An 18045-nucleotide genomic window follows, 5' to 3' on the forward strand; every position below is an offset into this window, starting at 1 on the left:
TTTGCAGGTGCGCATCGCGTCGCGGTTGGATAGGTTCGTCCCATGCCGATCGTGACTCGGGCCGGGGGCGGCCCCCAGTTGACCCTTCATCAGTTGCGCATTGTCTGGGCAGTGGCTCACGCGGAGACCGTGAGCCGTGCGGCCAAGCAGATCGGGCTGTCGCAGCCCTCCCTCTCGCAGCAGATCGCCAAGCTCGAGGCGAGCATCGGGCACAAGGTGTTCGAGCGCCGGGCGGGTCGCATGACGCTGACCGAGATCGGGACCTTTCTCGTCGCGCGCGCCGAGCAGGTGATGCGCGAGATGCAGGAGCTCGAGGACGGGCTCAGCGGCATTGCCGGTGGTTCGCGCACCATCGGCATTGCCGGCATCAGTACGCCGGTCCGCGTGCTGCTGCCGCCCGCGCTGCGGCGCTTCCGTGACCTCAACCCGGATATCGGGTTCGATGTGCATGAGAGCAGCCCGAGCGATGTGCTGGCCATGCTGTATGCGCGGCGAGCCAATATCGGCATTGTCGCCGCCAGCTCGATCGCGCGGGCCAGCATGGGCTTTGTGCAGGTGCCGCTGCTCGATGACCCCTATGTCCTTGTCGTGCCGGAAGGGCTCGGGCTCGACGGTATCGAGTCCGAGGCTGAGCTCGATGCCGCGGCGCGCGCGACGCTGAACAGCGCCATCCATTTCGTCTATGGCACCCAGCACCAGAACCGGATCGACCTCTGGTACGAGGCCGCCCTGCCCGGGCACCATGTCGTCGCCCGGTGCCGCAGCTTCGAGGTGGCGGTGGCGATGGTACGCGCCGGGCTCGGCGTCTGCCTGGCTCCCGCGCTCAGCTGCTTTGCTGGCGAAACGGTGCTCGGCGGCATCCGGCTCTACGACGTGGCGCTCGATATTCCCCGCCCGCTGGTGGCTTTGGTGCCCTCGCAATACCGGCACCTCGCCCCCTACTCGGCTCTGATCGACACCCTGCATGATGTTGCGGGCGAACAGATCCGGCCCAGCATCGCTCCGGCGCCACCGTTTCTCACGGCCTAGAGGAGAAGCCTATAGGGCCTATTCGCCCCTTCACTGCCGATCGGCGCTAGCTTGGCGCCATCGGGGAATGAAGGACGGTCGCCAAGGCCGCGGTTCGAGACGTGACGATCTGGCTTTACCGGCTTGCTTTCCTGGCTCTGCTCCTGGCCGGCTGGACGCTCGCCGCCGAACTTGTTCCCCGCAATCTCATTCCCACTCCCTTCCTGACCCTCGCAGCGGCCCAGCGCCTGTTCAGCGAGGCACGGCTATGGATCGCCATCGGCGACAGCCTGACGGTCTATGGCCTCGGCTTCGGGCTTGCGGCCCTCGTGGCAGTGCCGCTCGGGGTCCTGATGGGCGGCTTCCGGCCGCTCGGCAAGACGCTCGACATCTATGTCAACGCGCTGGCGGCAACCCCGCGCGTCGCCTTCATTCCGCTGATCATCGTGCTGCTCGGCCTGGGGGTGCAGGCCAAGGTGTTCATCGTCTTTCTCGGAGCGGCGATGCCGATCCTGCTCAACACCTATGCCGGCGTGCTCGCCTCCAACGACGAACTCGTCGAGATGGCGAAGTCCGTGGGCGCGAGCCGTTGGCGCATCTTCAGCCGCATCACCATCCCCAGCGCCGTGCCCTTCATCGTCGTGGGGCTGCGGGTAGGCGCAACGATCGGCCTCATCAATACCGTCGTGGCCGAGCTCTATACCGCCGTGCGCGGGCTGGGCGGACTGCTGGCCATCTATGGCAACACGTTCCGCATGGCCGAGTATTTCGTGATCGTCCTGATCCTTGCGACCGTGGGCGTCATTGTCACCGAGCTTCTGCGCCATCTGCAACAGCGCCTCGAGCGCTGGCGTGGCGAGCCGTCAACCTGACCATTTCCGGGAGAGCCCCATGAAACGACTAGCGTCCCTGCTCCTGCCTGCGCTCGCCGCGCTCCTCATCGCGCAGCCCGCCGCTGCTGCGCCGTTCCGGCTGATCCTCACCCATCTTGAGCCGCCGCTGGTGCCGAACTCGGTAATGGATTTGGCGCTCGAGAAGGGCTATTTCGAAGCTGAGGGGGTCGAGGTCGAACTCGTCCGCGTCGAGCAGACCCCGTCCGCGCTGCAGGCACTGGCCGCCGGTGAAGGCGAGATGGCCAATGTGGGCGTCGACGGCCTGCTGCTGCTTGTCGCGCAGGGTGCTACCGACCTCAAGGCAGTGACCTCGCCGAACAAGTCGCTGCCCTATGTCATCGTCGCCAAGGACGACATCAAGACGGTTGCCGATCTCGCCGGCAAGAAGTTCGGCGTCGGCCGCGTCGGCAGCCTCGACCATTCGCTGTCGACCAAGGTGCTGGCGGCCGAAGGGCTCGACGTCGATTCGATGGAAGTGCTCGCCATCGGCCAGCCCGGCGTTCGCGCCCAGTCGCTGGTCGCCGGACAGATCGATGCGACCACCATGTCGATCGGGGTCTGGCTGTCGATCCCGGACAAGACCGGCTTCCACATCCTCGTCGACCAGGACCCCTATTATGCGGCGGCGCCGGTCATCAATAAGGTCAACGCCGTAACCCAGAAGGTGCTGGACGAGCGCGGCACCGAGGTGCAGGGTGTCATTCGTGCGCTGATCAAGATCTCGCGTGACTTTGCAGCCGATCCCAATGCCTGGGCCACAGCCATGGTGCCGTATGCGCCCAACACCGACGAGGCCGGGCTGCAGGCCCTGGCCGCCACCTTCGCGGGCACCTGGAGCGTCAATGGCGGCATGAACGCCACGGACCTGCAATACACGCAGGAATGGCTCTACTCGACCGAGGATTTTGCCGACGTCACTCCCGTTACCCTCGATCAATGGGTAGACTTCGGTCCAGTTGACGCGGTACTCGCCGACGTGGGTACGGTCGAGGGAGACGCCGTCGCCCGCTGAGGCACGAGTACCGGATGGGGGACTGAAGTTCTGGATCAAGCATCGTCCCCCGTCGCCGCCATCGATCTCGAAGGCGTGGGCGTCTCGTTCAAATCCGCCCGGCTCAAGCAGGAGATCGTGGCACTCAACGACATCAACCTGCAGGTGCCCGACAAGCTGTTCGTCAGCCTGCTCGGGCCCTCGGGTTGCGGCAAGACCACCCTGCTCCGGCTGGTCGACGGCCTGTTGAAGCCGCAGCGCGGCTCGGTGCGGGTGCATGGCGAACCGCCGCGGCCCGGCCCCGACATGGGTTTTGTGTTCCAGTCCTTCCGCCTCATTCCCTGGCTCACGGTCGAAGCCAATGTCGAGTTCCCACTGGGCGAACAGGGGCTGTCGAAGGCCGAACGGGCCGACAAAGTGCTGGAACAACTCGAAGCCGTTGGCCTTGCGCGCTTCAAGGATGCCTACCCCGACGAACTCTCGGGCGGCATGAAGCAGCGCGTCGCAATTGCCCGTGCGCTGGTGACCAAACCGCGGGTGCTGCTGATGGACGAGCCCTTTGCCAGCATCGACGCGCAGACCCGCGAATTGATGCAGATGGAGCTGCTGCGCATCTGGAGCCAACAGCAGTCGACAGTGCTGTTCGTGACCCACAGCGTCGACGAGGCGATCGTGCTGTCCGACCGCATCGTGCTTATGGGGCCGCGGCCGGGGCGGATCGTAGAGACGCTGGATGTCGAACTCGAGCGCCCCCGCCATCTCGACGATGCGCGGGCCGACGAGCGGTACATCAAGCTGCGCGCCTATCTCTCCACGCGCATGCGCGAGCTCGTCCTTTCCGACCCGCAGTCCGACTTCTATCGGCCGCAGTAGCTCATGAGCTGTGCGCGTTGCGCACGCGGCGCACCATGAGCCAGACGAACAGCAGGACGAAGGGCGCGGCAATCGACAGCGCCAGTGTCTTGTCGAAATGGAGCTCGCCGAGCGGGCCGGCCATCACGTAGCTCAGGATGCCGAGCAGATAGTAGCTGATGGCGATGGTCGAGAGCCCCTCGACTGTGCGCTGCAGCTGGAACTGGCTGTGTGCAGTCTTGGCGATGGTCTCGAGCACGGCCTTGTTCTGCACCTGCATCTCGAGCTCCAGCCGCACGTCGAGCAGCCCGATGGCCCGCTCGATCTTGTCCGACAGGACACTGAGCCGCTTCTCGATGGCCATGCAGGTGGCAAGCGCCGGCTCGACACGATTGGCAAGGTAGGTCGAAAGCCGCGAGCCCACCGCCGTCGTGTCTTCCTTCAGTCCCTCAAGGCGCGCCCGCAATACGCCGCCATAGGCTTGCGACGCCGCGAACCGGTAGCTCAGCCGTTCCGAAATCTGTCCGGCTCGCACCGACAGCGAGTTTAGCGCCACCAGCGCCGCCTGCGCCTCGTCGGTGGTGTTGACGTCGGCAAGGCTGCCGATGACCGCTGTCAGCTCGGTCTCCGCGAACCGCAGATCTGGCGAAGCCTGCCGCGCCAGCGGCAGCCCCATCAGCGCCATGGTGCGATAGGTTTCGATTTCGAGCAGCCGGCGCACCGCGATCGAGCGGCGCAGCGGCGTCAGGCGTCCCGCCGCGAACTCGAAGCGCGTAAAGCTCTGCTCGTCGGTGACAAAGTCGGTCGCAACCTGCGCCTGCCCATTCTCGATGGCCGATACGCACAGGCTCGGCAGCGCGAAGCCGGGCAGCAGCCGTGCCGGCACCTCGGCATCGGCGATCACGTCGATGCGCATCGCGCCGATCAACTGCCCGTCCGACAGCAGCTCAATGCCGATCCCATCCGGCCAGGCCACATCGCCGCCCGCCGTGGCGCGCCAGGTGATGGTAATGAACTCGGTATGGAACTCCCACGTCACCACGTAGCTGTCGGTTTCGAAGCTGTGCTGGCGGCTTTCGTCCTCGGGAGCCGGGTAGCCCCGATCGGCGCAGAATTGCGCGAAGCGACTCAGGGCCGCGGCCAGAGTCCCGGCCGCCGTCGGCATGACGAACACGACCCGCCGGACACGGGCGGCCTCGGGCACGATGTCGACGGGCCTGGCATGGACTTCGTCCATGATGGTCTGTCGGAAGGGATGATCCAGAGGCCTGTCGGTCACGTCTATCTCCAGCTGACGCGACTCATTCTAGGCCCGCACGCCCGCTACCGACATCCACATTTGGTCGCTCGATAGCGGAACTATTTGTCGCGCTTCACTCCGCGGCCACCGACCGAACGGTACCTGCGTCCCCGCGCAGCAAGGGCAGCAGCTGGTCGCCCTGCCGGCCGATTTCCTGCAGATACGGGGTATCGGACAGCACGAAGTGGTCGATGCCGAGATCGCGGTACTTGATCAGCGAGTTCGCGACATCCTGGGCCGAGCCGACCAGCCAGGTGGTCCCTGCCCCGCCACCTCCGAACTTCCCCGGGGCAGTATAGAGGTTGTCGTCGAGCACATCGCCCCGCTGTTGCAAGTCGAGGAGGCGCTTCTGGCCGATGGCCAGCTTGCGATTGTGATCGTTCCAGCTGCCGCCCTGCCCCTCGGCCATGCTGGCCACCTTGGCCTCGGCGTCGGCCCAGGCTTGCTCCGTGGTGTCGCGCACGAAGGTCGTGATGCGCAGGCCGAACTGCAGCGGCGGCAGGTCGCGATCGAGCGTCTTGCTCAGCGCTTTGAGGCGGTCAATGCGCTCGGCCACGCCATCGAGCGGCTCGCCCCAGAAGAGCTGCACATCGGCCTCGGTGGCCGCGACCTTCTCGGCCGCCTCCGACGCACCACCGAAGTAGAGTCGCGGATGCTTCCGCTCGCCGCGCTGCACAGTGCGGGGCGTGACCGTGCTGTCGGTCACCGAGAAATGCTCGCCGGCAAAGGTGACATTTTCCTCGGTCCACAGCCGCCGCACCAGTCGCATGAATTCCTTGGTGCGGGCATAGCGGTGGGCCTGATCACCTTCGCTGTCGCCATAGGCGGCGAGATTATCCTGCCCCGAAACGATGTTCACGCGCACGCGGCCGCCGCTGAGATGGTCGAGCGTTGCCGCCGCCGAGGCGAAATTGGCGGGGCGCCAGTAGCCCGGGCGGATGGCGATCAACGGCTCGAACGTCGTCGTGCGGGCAGCGAGCGCCGCGGCGACGGTGAACGTGTCGGGCCGGCCCCAGCCGGTGCCGAGCAGCGCGCCGTGCCAGCCATGGTCTTCAAGCGCCTTGGCTTGAACGGTGAGCGTATCGAGGCTGTTGTGGTCGGCGGTGACCGGCTCGCCGCGATGGCCGGCATTGACCTGGTTGGGGATGTACCAGAGGAATTCGGAGGGACGACTCATGATGGTGATACTCCGGTGATGGGAGAACTAGCGAAGCTGGAAGCCCAGCCGGGAAAGGACGTCGCGCAGCGCGTGACGGCCCTTGAGGGCGTCCACCGTGCGCAGCCGGTCGACGGCGAGGTCGCTCCAGCTCTGCGGTGACAGGCGCTGTTCGGCGCGGAAACCCGCGAGGTGTCGGTCGTGCCTCGCGATGGCATCGCGTTGGGCGTTGGCGTCATAGCGCTCGCGATGCAGTATCGCCTGCTGCGGCAGCCGTGGCTTGACCGCGGCCGGACGAGCGAGGTCGGGATAGCCGACGACGAGGCCGAACACCGCATAAGCCCGATCAGGCAAGCCAAGCTCAGCAGCCACCGCCTCGGGATTGTTACGCAGCGCGCCGATATAGACCGTACCGAGGCCCAACGACTCTGCCGCAACCACCGCGTTCTGCCCGGCCAAGGCCGCGTCGATGGTGGCCAGCAGGAAGGACTCGGTGAAGCCGGCCGCCTCGAGCTCGAGCCCGCGCTCGGCCGCAACGGCGCTGGCGCGCGCCAGATCGGCGACCCACACCAGCAACAGCGGCGCTTCGACGATGTGCCGTTGATCGCCGGCAATCAGCGACAACCGCGCCCGCCGCGCCGGATCCTCGACGGCGACGACACTCCAGGCCTGGATGTTCGACGAGGTCGGCGCCGATTGCGCGGCGGCAACCAGCGTCTCGATTGTCCCCTCCGCCAGCGGCGTGGGCAGGAAGGCCCGCACCGAGCGATGGGTCAGCAGTGTGTCGAGCGTGTCATTCCACTCGGCGCTGCGCTTCGGCGGCGCCTCGCGGTAGCGCTCGAACAGCACGTCGTCGGGGCCGGGTTGCGGCTGGAGTTCAGCAAGCGACATCGGCCCCTCCTAGACCGCGACCTGCTGGTCGCGGCGCAGCGCAAAGCTGTTGGCCGGCCGGGCGAGGCCGAGATTTTCTCGCAGGGTGGTGCCCTCGTATTCCTCGCGGAACAGCCCGCGCTTGCGCAGGATCGGCACCACCTGGTCGACGAAATCGGTGAGACCGGTCGGCAGGATCGGCGGCATGATGTTGAAGGCGTCGGCAGCGCCGTTATCGAACCACTCCTGGATCGCATCGGCAATCTGCTCGGGCGTGCCCACCACGGTGCGATGGCCACGTGCCCCGGCGACAGCGAGGTAGAACTGGCGCAGGGTGAGATTGTTGCGCTCGACCAAATCGGTGACGAGCTTGAGCCGGCTCTTGTTGAGCTCGGTATCCTGCGGCAGCGGGGGTGCACGGTCGTCGAGCGAGTAGCCCGACAGATCGACTCCCTTGTAGTGCCGCTGGAGGATCGTCCAGGCAATCGACGGGTGGATCAGCGACTGGATGTAGTCGTAGTTCTCCTGCGCCTCCTTCTCGGTGCCGCCCAGTACCGGGAAGATGCCCGGGCTGATCAGCAACTCGTCGGAGCTGCGGCCATAGCGGGCGAGACGGCCCTTCACGTCGGAGTAGAACTCCTGCGCGTCTTCGAGCGTCTGGTTGGCGGTGAAGATCATCTCCGCCGTGCGGGCGGCAAGCTCGCGACCCGGCTCGGAGGCGCCGGCCTGCACGATCACCGGATAGCCCTGCACCGGACGCCCGACATTGAGCGGGCCGCTGACGGTGAAGAACTTGCCCTGGTGGTTGAGCTGATGGACCTTGTCCGGGTCGAGATAGACGCCGCTCTCCTTGTCGCGGATGAAGGCGTCGTCCTCGTAGGAATCCCACAGCCCCTTGACGAGATCGACGAACTCCTCCGCCCGCTCATAGCGATCGGCATGGGCCGGATGGCCGGGAATTGAGAAGTTCTTCGAGACATCGGCCCCGGTGGTAACGACGTTCCAGGCCGCCCGGCCCTTGCTGATATAGTCGAGCGAGGCGAACTTGCGGGCGAGGAGGTACGGATCCTCGTAGGTAGTGGAGGCCGTCGCGACGAAGCCGATATGGTTGGTCACCTGCGACAGGGCGGCCCAGAGCGTCACCGGCTCGAAATGCGCCCCCTGGCTCGAGCGGCGCAGGGCCTCGGGGTCCTTGGCGCGCTCCCAGCCGGCCGGGCTGTCGGCAACGAAGACGAGGTCGAACTTGCCACGCTCGGCGGTCTGCGCCAGCTCGCGGTAGTGGTCGATATTGAGCCCGGCATCGGCCTGCGAGTCGGGGTGCCGCCACGCAGACACGTGGTGGCCGGTCGCCATGATGAAGGCGCCGAGTTTCAGCTGTCGCTTCTGCTTGGTCATGCTGGCCTCGAATTAAGCAGCGTCGCGGTCGGCGAGATCGACGCCGAGCCGGGACAGAAGGTGGGAACGGATGGCGCCGAACCGGGCGTCGCCATGGTTGCGGCGGTTAGGCAGGTCGATCTGCATGTCCTCGACGAACCGCCCCTCATCGAGCACGAGGATGCGGTCGGCGAGCGCGATGGCCTCATCGACATCGTGGGTGACCAGCAGCACGGCCGGTTGGTGGCGAGCGCAGAGCTCGCGCAACAGGCCATGCATCTTGAGCCGGGTCAGCGCGTCGAGCGCCCCGAACGGCTCATCGGCCAGCAGTAGTGCGGGATTGCGCACCAGCGAGCGGGCCAACGCCACGCGCTGCTGCTCGCCACCCGAGAGCTCGATCGGCCAAGCCGTCTCGCGACCGGCAAGACCGACCTCGGCGAGCGCCTTGCGGCCGGCCTCCTGCCCGCGAGCACCAGGCAGAGCGAGCGTGACGTTCTGGATCACATTGCGCCATGGAAGCAGCCGGGCATCCTGGAACACCACCGAGAGAGCGTCAGGCGTGCGGAGGCTTCCCGTGCCCACCACGTCGTAGTCGAGACCAGCGAGGGCACGGAGGAACGTGCTCTTGCCCGAACCGCTCTTGCCGAGCAGGGCGATGAACTCGCCCGGGACAATGTCGAGATCGACATTGTCGAGAATGGTGGTGGTGCCGAACCGCCGCGTCAGCTGGCGGACTTCGACTGCCTTCAGTTCGCGAGCGTGCGGCGCCATGACAGCAGCTTCCTTTCGAGCAGGCGGACGATCCCGTCCGAGGTGAGGCCGAGGAAGGCGTAGACCACGAGGCCAACGATGATGACCTGGGTCTGGCCGTAGGTGCGGGCGAGCTCGATCATGTAACCGAGGCCGCTGGTGGCATTGATCTGTTCGACCACGACGAGCGACACCCAGCACAGGGTCACCGCAAAACGCAGGCCGAGGAGGAAGCCGGGCACCGCGCCCGGCAGCACGACGTTGAGCAGGAAGTCGCGCTGGCTCATGCGCAGGGTTTCGGCGAGCTCGACATAGCGATTGTCGATGGCCCGCAACGCGTTGTGGGTGTGCATGTAGATCGGCACCACGACGCCCAGCGTGATGATCGTGACCTTCATGGTCTCGCCGATACCGAGCCAGAGCATCAGCAGCGGGATCATGGCGAGCGTGGGTACGGCGCGCTTGACCTGGATCGGACCGTCGATGAGGGATTCGCCGACCCGCGACAGGCCCGAGACCACCGCCAGTGCGAGGCCGATGAGGATGCCGAAGCCGAGGCCCAGGAAAGCGCGGACCGCCGAGGTGATGAAGTTCGATTGCAGCCGGCCATCGGCGATCAGGTCGCCGAAGGTCGTGACGATCGTCCACGGCGTTGGCAGGATGCGCGGATCGATGAGGCCGAGGGAAGAGCCCCCGACCCAGATGGCCAGCAGCAGGGCCGGCCCGATCTGGAGACCAAAGGGGATAGCCGGCCCGGGTCCGAGCCGCCGCCGCCGGCGCTGGGTGGAAGGAACGGAACTGGCCGACGCTCGAGCCTGCGGTGCCTCGTAGTCCGCACCTCGCTCGCGGTCCGTGAAATTCAGTCTCTGGCTGTCGCCGCTGCTAAGATAGGCCATCGCCAAATCTCCTGCCTGGATGGGAACTATTGGGCGAGGGCCGCCGCGCCCAAGGTCTCGAAACGGCGATCGAAGATGTTCTCGGCACTGTAGGATTCGTAGCCGAGCTCCTTAGCCAACAGGTCGATGGTCTGCTGGTGCCGGCCAACGACTTCATCCCAGCTTGCGGGCACGACGAACTCGCCGGTCAGGTCGACCAGATACTGGCCGTCCTCTTTGCTGAGCCCCTGGTCCTTGACATAGTAGCCCTCGATCCAGGCTTCGGGATTGTTGTTGATCCACTCGGTGGCGCGAGCCCAGAAGCCGACATAGATGGCGAGGGCAGCGGCCTTGCCTGGATCGTCCAGCACCCATTGCGGGGCGTAGAGATGGCCGGGGTCGTCGCGCAGGCCGTGCTCGACCAGTGCCGCGCCCTCGGCGCCGTACTGATTGATGTAGCGGCGGATATAGACGCCACCGATCGGTGCGACATCCACCTGGTGGCTGGCCAGCGCCACCGGATAGACGTCTCCGGTGCTCGGCAGCTCGACCAGAGTTACGTCCTGGCGCGTGAGCCCAGCCGCCTGCAGTGCCCGCAGCACCAGCGCACCCTGCGCCTGGCCGGGACTGAAGGCGATGCGTTTGCCGCGGAAATCGGCAAGGCTCTTCACCTCGACGCCCGGCGCAACGCCGAAGCGGTAGACCGGGTGGGTGATCGGATCCTTGCGTTCGCGGTAGGCGATATTGCGGACCGGCAGGTTGTTCCAGTTGGCAAAGATCGACGGGATCTCGGCGACCGACCCGACATCCAGCGCCCGGGCACGGAACGCCTCGGAGGTCTGCGGGCCACCGCTCAGATTGGTCCATTCGATCTCGAACGGGATCTCATTGATCAGGCCGGAAAGCTCCAGCGCCTTCTGGGTCTGCGGATCGCCGACCACCAGCTTGGTCCCGGCCGGAACCTCAGTAAGGAACGGAGCACTTTCCTGTGCGCTCGCAACACCGAGTGGGGCGATCGACAGGAGCGAAGCTGCGATCAGCAGCGTTGCGATACGGCGGTTGGGCGTCATGGTTTGTCCCATCGGTTACTGAACGGCCAAACGATAGGTTTTACAGTCTATCAAATCTATAGACTTACATGGATCAGTTTCGCGAATGTTCGGTCGGTTGAGGAACGCCGAAACTGCGATCCGGCACTGTCGAAGAACGAAGGGATCGTCCTCTCCGTCAGGCGCGTACGGGATGCCGGGCGCTATTCAGAGACACGGTCCAGCACGCGAGCTGCGCCACGGAAATAGACCAACGGATCGGCCTCCGGGTCGCCGGAGACGGCGACGATTTCGCCGATCGCGAGGATGACGCCATGCCGCTCGATCAGATCGCTGATCCGGCATTCGAACGCGCCGACGATGTCCCGAAACACGGGCGAGCCGGTCGTGCCGGGCTGCCATTGCAACCCCACGAACCGAGCGGCGCCCTTCGGCGCATCGCGAGACGAGAACCGGTCGTAGACCTCGGTGGCGGCCGAACTCAGGTAGTTGATGGCGAAGGCCCCGCTGCCACGCACCGCCGCAAGGGCCGAGGTGCTGGCATCGATTGAGACCGTCACCAACGGCGGCGACGCGGTGAGGTGCGAGGCCGACAGGCCCAGGAAGCCGGCCGGGCCGTCCGCCCCCCTCGCGGTGACGACCGACACCCCTACGGCGCGATTGCCGATCGCCCGCCAGAAGGTCCGCGGGTCGATCTCGGTGACCTGTTGCTGCGCTTCACTCATATCTGTCGGCCCTGTTGAAAAGGAACGGCGTCGCGCGGTCCAGGAGGTGAGCATGCGACGCCCGGGCGCCCGGGAGGAGCCGGACGAATCGGTCAGCGCGACGTCGGCGAAAGCAACCTGCCCGAGGTCACGCCTGGGTCAGCACCCGATCGAGATTCGAGATCAGCCGGTAAGCGCCGTGCCAGTAGAGCAGCGGCTCGGCCTCGCTGCGCAGCGTGACGCTGTTCACCCGCCCGATCAGGATGGCGTGCGAGTGGCGCTCGATCGCCTCCTCGAGCTCGCAGTCGATGGTCGCGAGGGCATTGGCAAGGCCGAGCGAGCCGGAACGCTGCTCCTGCCAGTGCGCGCCCTCGTAGCGCGCCACGCCCTTGGCGCCGCCCCGGCCGGCAAAGCGATCGGCAACATGGGACTGATCGTGCGCGAGCAGGTTCACGCAGAAGCCGGCATGGTCCTGGATGATCGGCCAGGAGGACGACTCGCGGTTGAGGCAGACGAGCAGGCTCGGCGGATCGGCGGCAAAGGAGGACACTGAGGTAGCCGTGAACCCGGTACGGCCCTCGCCGCTGCCGGTGGTGATCACAGCCACGGCGCCGGCCAGATGTCGCATCGCCAGCTTGAACGCAGCGATCTCCTCATCGGGAGTCTTCAGCGTGACGGTTCTGCTGCGCAGCTCGACGACAGACATAGGCAATACTCCTAGTTCGTGGCCCGACTGGCCTCCTTGATGTGCCGCAGAGCTACTGCGAGCGGCTCCTTACATCGCTCGCCGGTACGCTCCCTCGCCGCACCGCCAGCACCTTGTTGTTGCCGGAGGCCGAGTTCAGTCTGGCATAAATGCTATACAGTCTATAAAACTAGTCGAGAATTCGGCTTGCAAAGCGGACGAACAGAGGGGAACGGATTTTCGCGAAGCGCCGCCGGCACAACACGGCTTGCCGGTAGCGCGCACTCCAGAGGACAGGGGAAAACCGGCCGGCTACGCAGGCCCCCCGGGAAACCGCTCTCTTGTCCATAAAGTTTCTAGAACATATAAGCTGGATGGACGTAGAAGTTGGAAAATCGTTTCGATGCTTACCGCCAAGGGCAAGTATGGGCTGAAGGCTCTGGTTCATATGTCTCGTCTGCAGCCGGGCCAGTTGGCGCTTGCGACCGAGATGGCGGAAACCAACAACATCCCGAAGAAATTCCTCGACGCGATCCTGAGCGAGCTGCGCAATGCCGGCATCGTGCAGGCCCGCAAGGGCAAGGGCGGCGGCTACCGGCTGTCGCGCCCGCCCGAGGAGATCAAGGTCGGCGCCATCGTGCGCGTGCTCGATGGCCCGCTGGCTCCCATTCCCTGCGCCAGCCACACCCGCTATTCGGCCTGCGACGACTGCGATGTGGCCACCTGCCAGGTGCGGCACATGATGCTGGAAGTTCGCAACGCCATCGCCGAGGTGCTCGACCATACCAATCTCGCCCAGATGCGGGACATGGATGGCGACATGCTGCCCCTGGAGCTTCGCACCGCCTAGACCTGTCGGGCTTCTCGGGCGTTGCAACGCAGAGGAGAGGCCGATGACCCAGCGCCTGTCGATAGTCATCGTGGGAGGCGGCGCCAGCGGCGTGCTTCTTGCGGGGCACCTTCTACGTGATCCGTCAATGGACCTGCGCGTGACGCTGATCGAAAAGCGCGACCACCTTGGCCAGGGTGTCGCCTATTCCGCCCGCCAGCAGGACCACGTGCTCAACGTCGCTGCGCCGAACATGAGCGCCTACGCCGACGATCCCGAGCATTTCTGGCGCTGGTTGCGGCAGCGTGGGCTCGTCGACGACGCGCATCGCTTCACCTTCGTGCCGCGCCGGCACTACGGCGCCTATCTCGGCGGCGTTCTTGCAGGCCTCACAGGCGATGGTCGCCTGCTGACAGTCTCGGCCACCGCCACCAGCATCACTGCCAACAAAGGTGGTGTCGAGGTCCTGCTCGACAATGGCAGTTCCATCCTCGCTCATGCCGCCGTGCTCGCCGTAGGGCACGAGGAGCAACCGGCACGCAGCAAGGGCATCGCCGTCCGCGTCGGCTCCGACGCCGATACGCCGATCGATCCGGATGCGCCGGTAATGATCCTCGGCTCCGGCTTGTCGATGGTCGATGCCTGGCTCACCCTCGCCCAGGCCGGGCATCGCGGCTCGATCACCGTCGTGTCGCGCCACGGCCTCCTGCCCCAGGGCCACCGCCAGGTCGAGAAGTTCGCGCTCGATGCCGCCGACGTGCCCTTCGGCACGGGCCTCCTCTATCTTTACGAGTGGTTCCTCGAGACGGTCGAGGAAGCACGGCGCAGTGGCCATGACTGGCGCAGCGTCGTCGACGCCCTGCGCCCATTCAACCAGCGCATCTGGCAGGCCTGGTCGGAAAACTCGCGCCGCAGCTTCCTCGCGCATGTGCGGCCCATCTGGAACATCCATCGCCATCGCCTTCCTCCCGATCTGCATGAACGGCTGCGCCAGGCCGTCGGCAGTGGCCAGGTCACGCTGATCGCCGGCAAGTTCCTCGATGTGCGGCGTGACGGCGGCGATGTTCTCGCGACGGTGCGGCGCAAGGGCGTCGCCAATACCGAGGAGTTGCGGGTGGCCCGCGTCTACGACTGCGGCGGCGTCAGCGTCGATGTCGAGCAATCGAGCAATCCGGTCGTCCGCCGGCTCATCGCCGATGGCCTTGCCAGGCCGGACCGGCTGCACATCGGCCTCGACGTTACCGAGGCCTGCGAGGTTGTCTCGGCCGGCGGTACTCCGGCCGAGCGTCTCTTCGCCATTGGCCCGCTTACGCGCGGCACCTTCTTCGAGATCGAGGCCGTTCCGGACATCCGCGTGCAATGCGCCGAGCTTGCCGAGCGGCTGCTCCACCAGGCCGACCGTATCCTCGAACGCCGCTTCCGGTAGCTGCGCGTTACGCACCGGCGCCACGCGCATAGGCATGGCGGGCCCGTTGGCATATAGCTACGGTGGACGGGAAGTCTGACATTTCGCAGACTTATCCGATGGTTGAGGTGAGCGGGGCATCATGAAGCTGCTCGAGTGGGTTCGCACCAACCTGTCACGACCCGGACTGGTCGTGGGCGGGTTGTTGCTGGCTCTTTCGTTGACGCCATCGCTCATTCCGCGTTCCGCGCTGGTCCAGGGGCTGCTGTCGGGCTGCGTGTTCGCGGCCGGCTACGCCGTCGGCGCCATCCTCGAATGGTGCTGGAACTATCTTGGCCTCAAGCTTCCCGCAACGGTCACGGCGTGGGTGCGCGGCATCAGCTTGATCGCAACAGTCATTCTGGTCGTGATCTGTCTCTCCCTGAACGTGAACTGGCAGGACTCCGTCCGGGTTGCGATGGGGATCGAGCCCGCAGCCACCGGGCACGTCTTCCTCGTGGTGCTGGTAGCGGCCGTCCCTGCGCTGCTGTTGATCATCATCGGCACCGCGCTGACCGTGGGAGTTCAGCGCGTCGCCGGCCTGCTACGCCATCTGCTGCCGCCGCGGGTAGCGACGCTGGGCGGGATTCTCATCGTCGGCGTGCTGACTGCCATGCTGTTCAGCGGCGTGCTGTTCCGCGGCGCACTCACCATTGCCGACAGGTTCTACGAGCAGCTCGACGCCGTGGCCGGCCAGTTTGGCGACCCGCCGCCAACCGATCCGACCCAATCGGGCAGTGCGCAGTCACTGGTGGCCTGGAACGGCATCGGGCGTGACGGGCGACGCTACGTCACGACCGTGCCGACTGCTGCCGAGATCGAGGCCATCTCCGGCCAGCCCGCGCTGGCGCCGCTCCGCACTTACGTAGGCCTGCGCTCGGCCGAGACACCGCAGGCCCGGGCAGCGCTGGCTCTGGCCGAGTTGCAGCGTATCGGCGCTTTCGAGCGATCGGTGCTGGTGGTCATCATGCCGGTTGGTACGGGCTGGGTCGATCCGCCCAGCATCGCCGCCGTCGAATACCTGATGAATGGCGACGCCGCGAGCGTTTCGGTCCAGTACTCCTATCTCAGCAGCCCGTTGGCCCTGATTGTCGAGCCAGACCAGGGCAAGGACACCGCACAGGCTGTGTTCGAGGCCGTCTATGGCTATTGGCGCACCCTGCCGCGCGACGGGCGCCCGCGCCTGTTCCTCAATGGGTTGAGCCTCGGCGCCAACAGCTCGCAGGCCTCGACGGTGTTCCTCGACGTGATGGCGGATCCCTTCGATGGGGCGCTCTGGGTCGGGCCGCCCTATACCAGCACCGTGTGGCGCTGGGCGACCCTCAACCGGGCGGCCGGATCACCGTTCTGGCGGCCCGAATTCGGCGACAGCTCCAGCATCCGCTTCGCCAACCGGGGCGCCGACCTGCGCAAGCACCAAGGGCCGTGGGGTCCGATGCGCATCGCATTCCTGCAATATCCCAGCGATCCCATCGTGTTGTTCGATTTCGCCACGATCTTGACCCGACCCGACTGGATGGAGGGCGAGCGTGGCGAGGGCGTCTCGCCCGAGTTCCAATGGTTTCCGCTGGTCACCTTCCTGCAACTGGCCATGGACATGGCCATCTCCAACGACTCGCCGCTGGGCTACGGCCACGTCTATTCCACCGCCGACTATGTTGATGCGTGGGAAGCGCTGCTCGAGCCTGCGGGCTGGGATGCAGCGAGGCTCGATGCGCTGAAGGTGGCGGTCGGGAAGTACACGGGGCGCGACTGATGGCAGAGACCGGTCCGGAAAACGGAGATCGCATCGGGTGGCAGCGCACGGCGCTGGCCGCCCTCTTGCTTGCCCTTGGCAGCCTTGCCACGGCAGCACTCAGCGGCGGGCAGATTGCCGGAGTCCAGGGTATCCAGTTCGGCCAGGTGGGCTGGCCGACGCTGTTCGTTGGCAGCTTCATCAGCGCCTGCATCGCCTGGCAGGCCGTCGTCATCCGGCCCTGGCGCGTGTCGATGCTGCGCGGCGGTGTGGCCGGAATACTGGCGGCGCTGCTCACCTATCCCGTCACGCTCGTACTGGCAGAACTGCTGCGCACGATCTTCGTCGGGGCGAACGATCTGGGTGACCGGCTTCTCCGCGCGCTCGAACTGACTATCCTGCTGCTGCTCACCACCGGCTTTGCCGCCGCTATCGCCATGGGCGCGATTGGCATGGTGCTGGCGCTGTTCATCAGGAGGCCAGACACCTCCCGCTCGGGGGCCGAACATCGGCTGGCGCGGTGGTTGGTGACGGTTGCCGGCGGGCTCGTGCTGCTTATGGTCCTGGGCTTCATAGCCCTCTCCATCATCCCGCTCGACCAGGCTGGCCTCGAGCGGCCGTCCACGCCGCAGCCAAGACTGAGTTACGACCAGGCCATGGCTCGGTTTGCCGAGGTCGAGGCCCGGGAGTCGGCTCTGGACCTCAATCCGCTCTGCAAGTCCGTGCTGCTTACACACGGCGCGGCGGCCGCGGTGACAGTGGTGTATTTCCACGGCCTCACCAACTGTCCGAAGCAGGGCGACGAGTTCGGTCGGCAGCTTTTCGAGAAGGGCTACAATGTCTACTTGCCGCGCTTCCCGCTGCACGGCGAGGTGGATCCATTGACCCTCGCCCTGAAGGATCTCACCGCCCAGGATATTGTCGCGACTGCGAACGAGGCGACCGATATTGCCGGCGGACTGGGCGAGCGCGTCGTCCTTGTCGGGCTTTCGGGCGGCGGGACGGCAACGATGTGGCTGGCGCAGAATCGGGCCGATGTCGACCGCACCGTCGCCATGGCGCCGTTCCTGTCACCTTATGGCACCCCGGAATGGGCCAATCGCGCAGCGACGAACCTGCTGTTGCTGCTGCCCAACATGATGATCGTGTGGGATCCCGAGCAACCTAAGGGGCCGCCGGGAATGGAGTACGCCTATCCGCAGGTCGCCTCGCGCGCGCTTGGACAGTTCATGCGGCTGGGCGAGGTATTGGCCGCCAGTGCTGCGGCGGAAGCGCCCGTTGGGCATGCGCCCGGCCTGCTCGTGAACGAGGCCGATGACGCGGTCGACAACCCCACCGCCGAACGGGTCGCTGCATCATGGACGCGACAGGGCGCGGTGGTCGACATCAAGCGGCTGCCGATAGAGCTCGGCATCATCCACGACCTCATCGACCCTCGGCAAGCCAAGGCGCAGATCGAGTTTCTCTACCCCATCATCTTCGGGATGATCGAAGACCGGACAGGCGAAGGCCGGCAATAGCCATCGATAA

The 18045-nt window shown here is 66.0% G+C and carries 17 protein-coding genes; 8 read left to right on the plus strand and 9 right to left on the minus strand.

Going from position 1 to position 18045, the window contains the following annotated elements:
• The first annotated feature begins 42 nt into the window (after positions 1–42).
• From AC3A6I_RS14225 to AC3A6I_RS14240, 4 genes are all read left to right on the plus strand, one after another.
• A complete protein-coding gene (locus AC3A6I_RS14225; protein WP_487544370.1) occupies positions 43–1029 on the plus strand; it encodes a LysR family transcriptional regulator in 987 nt (328 codons plus the stop codon).
• Between the two features lie 101 nt (positions 1030–1130).
• Positions 1131–1880 (plus strand): ABC transporter permease, encoded by a 750-nt coding sequence (locus AC3A6I_RS14230; RefSeq protein ID WP_487544371.1) that lies wholly within the window; start codon positions 1131–1133, stop codon positions 1878–1880.
• A gap of 19 nt (positions 1881–1899) precedes the next feature.
• Positions 1900–2913, plus strand: coding sequence for an ABC transporter substrate-binding protein (locus tag AC3A6I_RS14235; protein ID WP_487544372.1), 1014 nt, complete (start codon positions 1900–1902; stop codon positions 2911–2913).
• Positions 2914–2988: 75 nt separating this feature from the next.
• Positions 2989–3765, plus strand: a complete 777-nt coding sequence (locus AC3A6I_RS14240) for an ABC transporter ATP-binding protein (RefSeq protein ID WP_487544373.1) — start codon at positions 2989–2991, stop codon at positions 3763–3765.
• A 1-nt stretch (position 3766) separates the two neighbouring features.
• On the opposite strand, the gene AC3A6I_RS14245 is transcribed toward AC3A6I_RS14240, so the two are convergent.
• The 9 genes from AC3A6I_RS14245 to AC3A6I_RS14285 all read right to left on the minus strand — a co-directional run bounded on the left by AC3A6I_RS14245 (position 3767) and on the right by AC3A6I_RS14285 (position 12528).
• A complete protein-coding gene (locus tag AC3A6I_RS14245; RefSeq protein ID WP_487544374.1) occupies positions 3767–5023 on the minus strand; it encodes a DUF3422 family protein in 1257 nt (418 codons plus the stop codon).
• A 94-nt stretch (positions 5024–5117) separates the two neighbouring features.
• Positions 5118–6221, minus strand: coding sequence for an LLM class flavin-dependent oxidoreductase (locus AC3A6I_RS14250; RefSeq protein ID WP_487544375.1), 1104 nt, complete (start codon positions 6219–6221; stop codon positions 5118–5120).
• A gap of 27 nt (positions 6222–6248) precedes the next feature.
• Entirely contained in the window at positions 6249–7091 is an 843-nt protein-coding gene (locus tag AC3A6I_RS14255) for an NADPH-dependent oxidoreductase (RefSeq protein WP_487544376.1), read from the minus strand.
• Positions 7092–7100: 9 nt separating this feature from the next.
• Complete coding sequence (locus AC3A6I_RS14260; RefSeq protein ID WP_487544377.1) at positions 7101–8465, minus strand: LLM class flavin-dependent oxidoreductase; 1365 nt, start codon at positions 8463–8465, stop codon at positions 7101–7103.
• Positions 8466–8477: 12 nt separating this feature from the next.
• The gene (locus AC3A6I_RS14265; RefSeq protein ID WP_487544378.1) at positions 8478–9215 is read right to left on the minus strand and encodes an ABC transporter ATP-binding protein; all 738 of its coding nucleotides are present in this window, start codon (positions 9213–9215) and stop codon (positions 8478–8480) included.
• On the minus strand, positions 9191–10090 hold the full coding sequence (locus AC3A6I_RS14270; RefSeq protein WP_487544379.1) for an ABC transporter permease: 900 nt from the start codon (positions 10088–10090) through the stop codon (positions 9191–9193). Before AC3A6I_RS14270 ends, AC3A6I_RS14265 begins: the two co-directional genes overlap by 25 nt.
• A 26-nt stretch (positions 10091–10116) precedes the next feature.
• On the minus strand, positions 10117–11139 hold the full coding sequence (locus AC3A6I_RS14275; RefSeq protein ID WP_487544380.1) for an ABC transporter substrate-binding protein: 1023 nt from the start codon (positions 11137–11139) through the stop codon (positions 10117–10119).
• 182 nt (positions 11140–11321) lie between these two features.
• Positions 11322–11843, minus strand: coding sequence for a flavin reductase family protein (locus AC3A6I_RS14280; protein ID WP_487544381.1), 522 nt, complete (start codon positions 11841–11843; stop codon positions 11322–11324).
• A 127-nt stretch (positions 11844–11970) separates the two neighbouring features.
• Complete coding sequence (locus AC3A6I_RS14285; protein WP_487544382.1) at positions 11971–12528, minus strand: flavin reductase family protein; 558 nt, start codon at positions 12526–12528, stop codon at positions 11971–11973.
• Between the two features lie 382 nt (positions 12529–12910).
• On the opposite strand from AC3A6I_RS14285, the gene AC3A6I_RS14290 reads away from it, so the two are divergent.
• The 4 genes from AC3A6I_RS14290 (at position 12911) to AC3A6I_RS14305 (ending at position 18035) form a co-directional block, all read left to right on the plus strand.
• Positions 12911–13357, plus strand: coding sequence for an RrF2 family transcriptional regulator (locus AC3A6I_RS14290; protein ID WP_487544383.1), 447 nt, complete (start codon positions 12911–12913; stop codon positions 13355–13357).
• A 43-nt stretch (positions 13358–13400) separates the two neighbouring features.
• Positions 13401–14762, plus strand: coding sequence for an FAD/NAD(P)-binding protein (locus AC3A6I_RS14295; protein WP_487544384.1), 1362 nt, complete (start codon positions 13401–13403; stop codon positions 14760–14762).
• Between the two features lie 121 nt (positions 14763–14883).
• On the plus strand, positions 14884–16536 hold the full coding sequence (locus tag AC3A6I_RS14300; RefSeq protein ID WP_487544385.1) for an alpha/beta hydrolase: 1653 nt from the start codon (positions 14884–14886) through the stop codon (positions 16534–16536).
• Positions 16536–18035: an alpha/beta hydrolase gene (locus AC3A6I_RS14305; protein WP_487544386.1), complete on the plus strand. Its 1500-nt coding sequence runs from the start codon at positions 16536–16538 to the stop codon at positions 18033–18035. The genes AC3A6I_RS14300 and AC3A6I_RS14305 overlap by 1 nt, the downstream gene beginning before the upstream one ends.
• The last annotated feature ends 10 nt before the right edge of the window (positions 18036–18045 follow it).

This window comes from Devosia sp. Soil_C_22 (assembly GCF_057657195.1).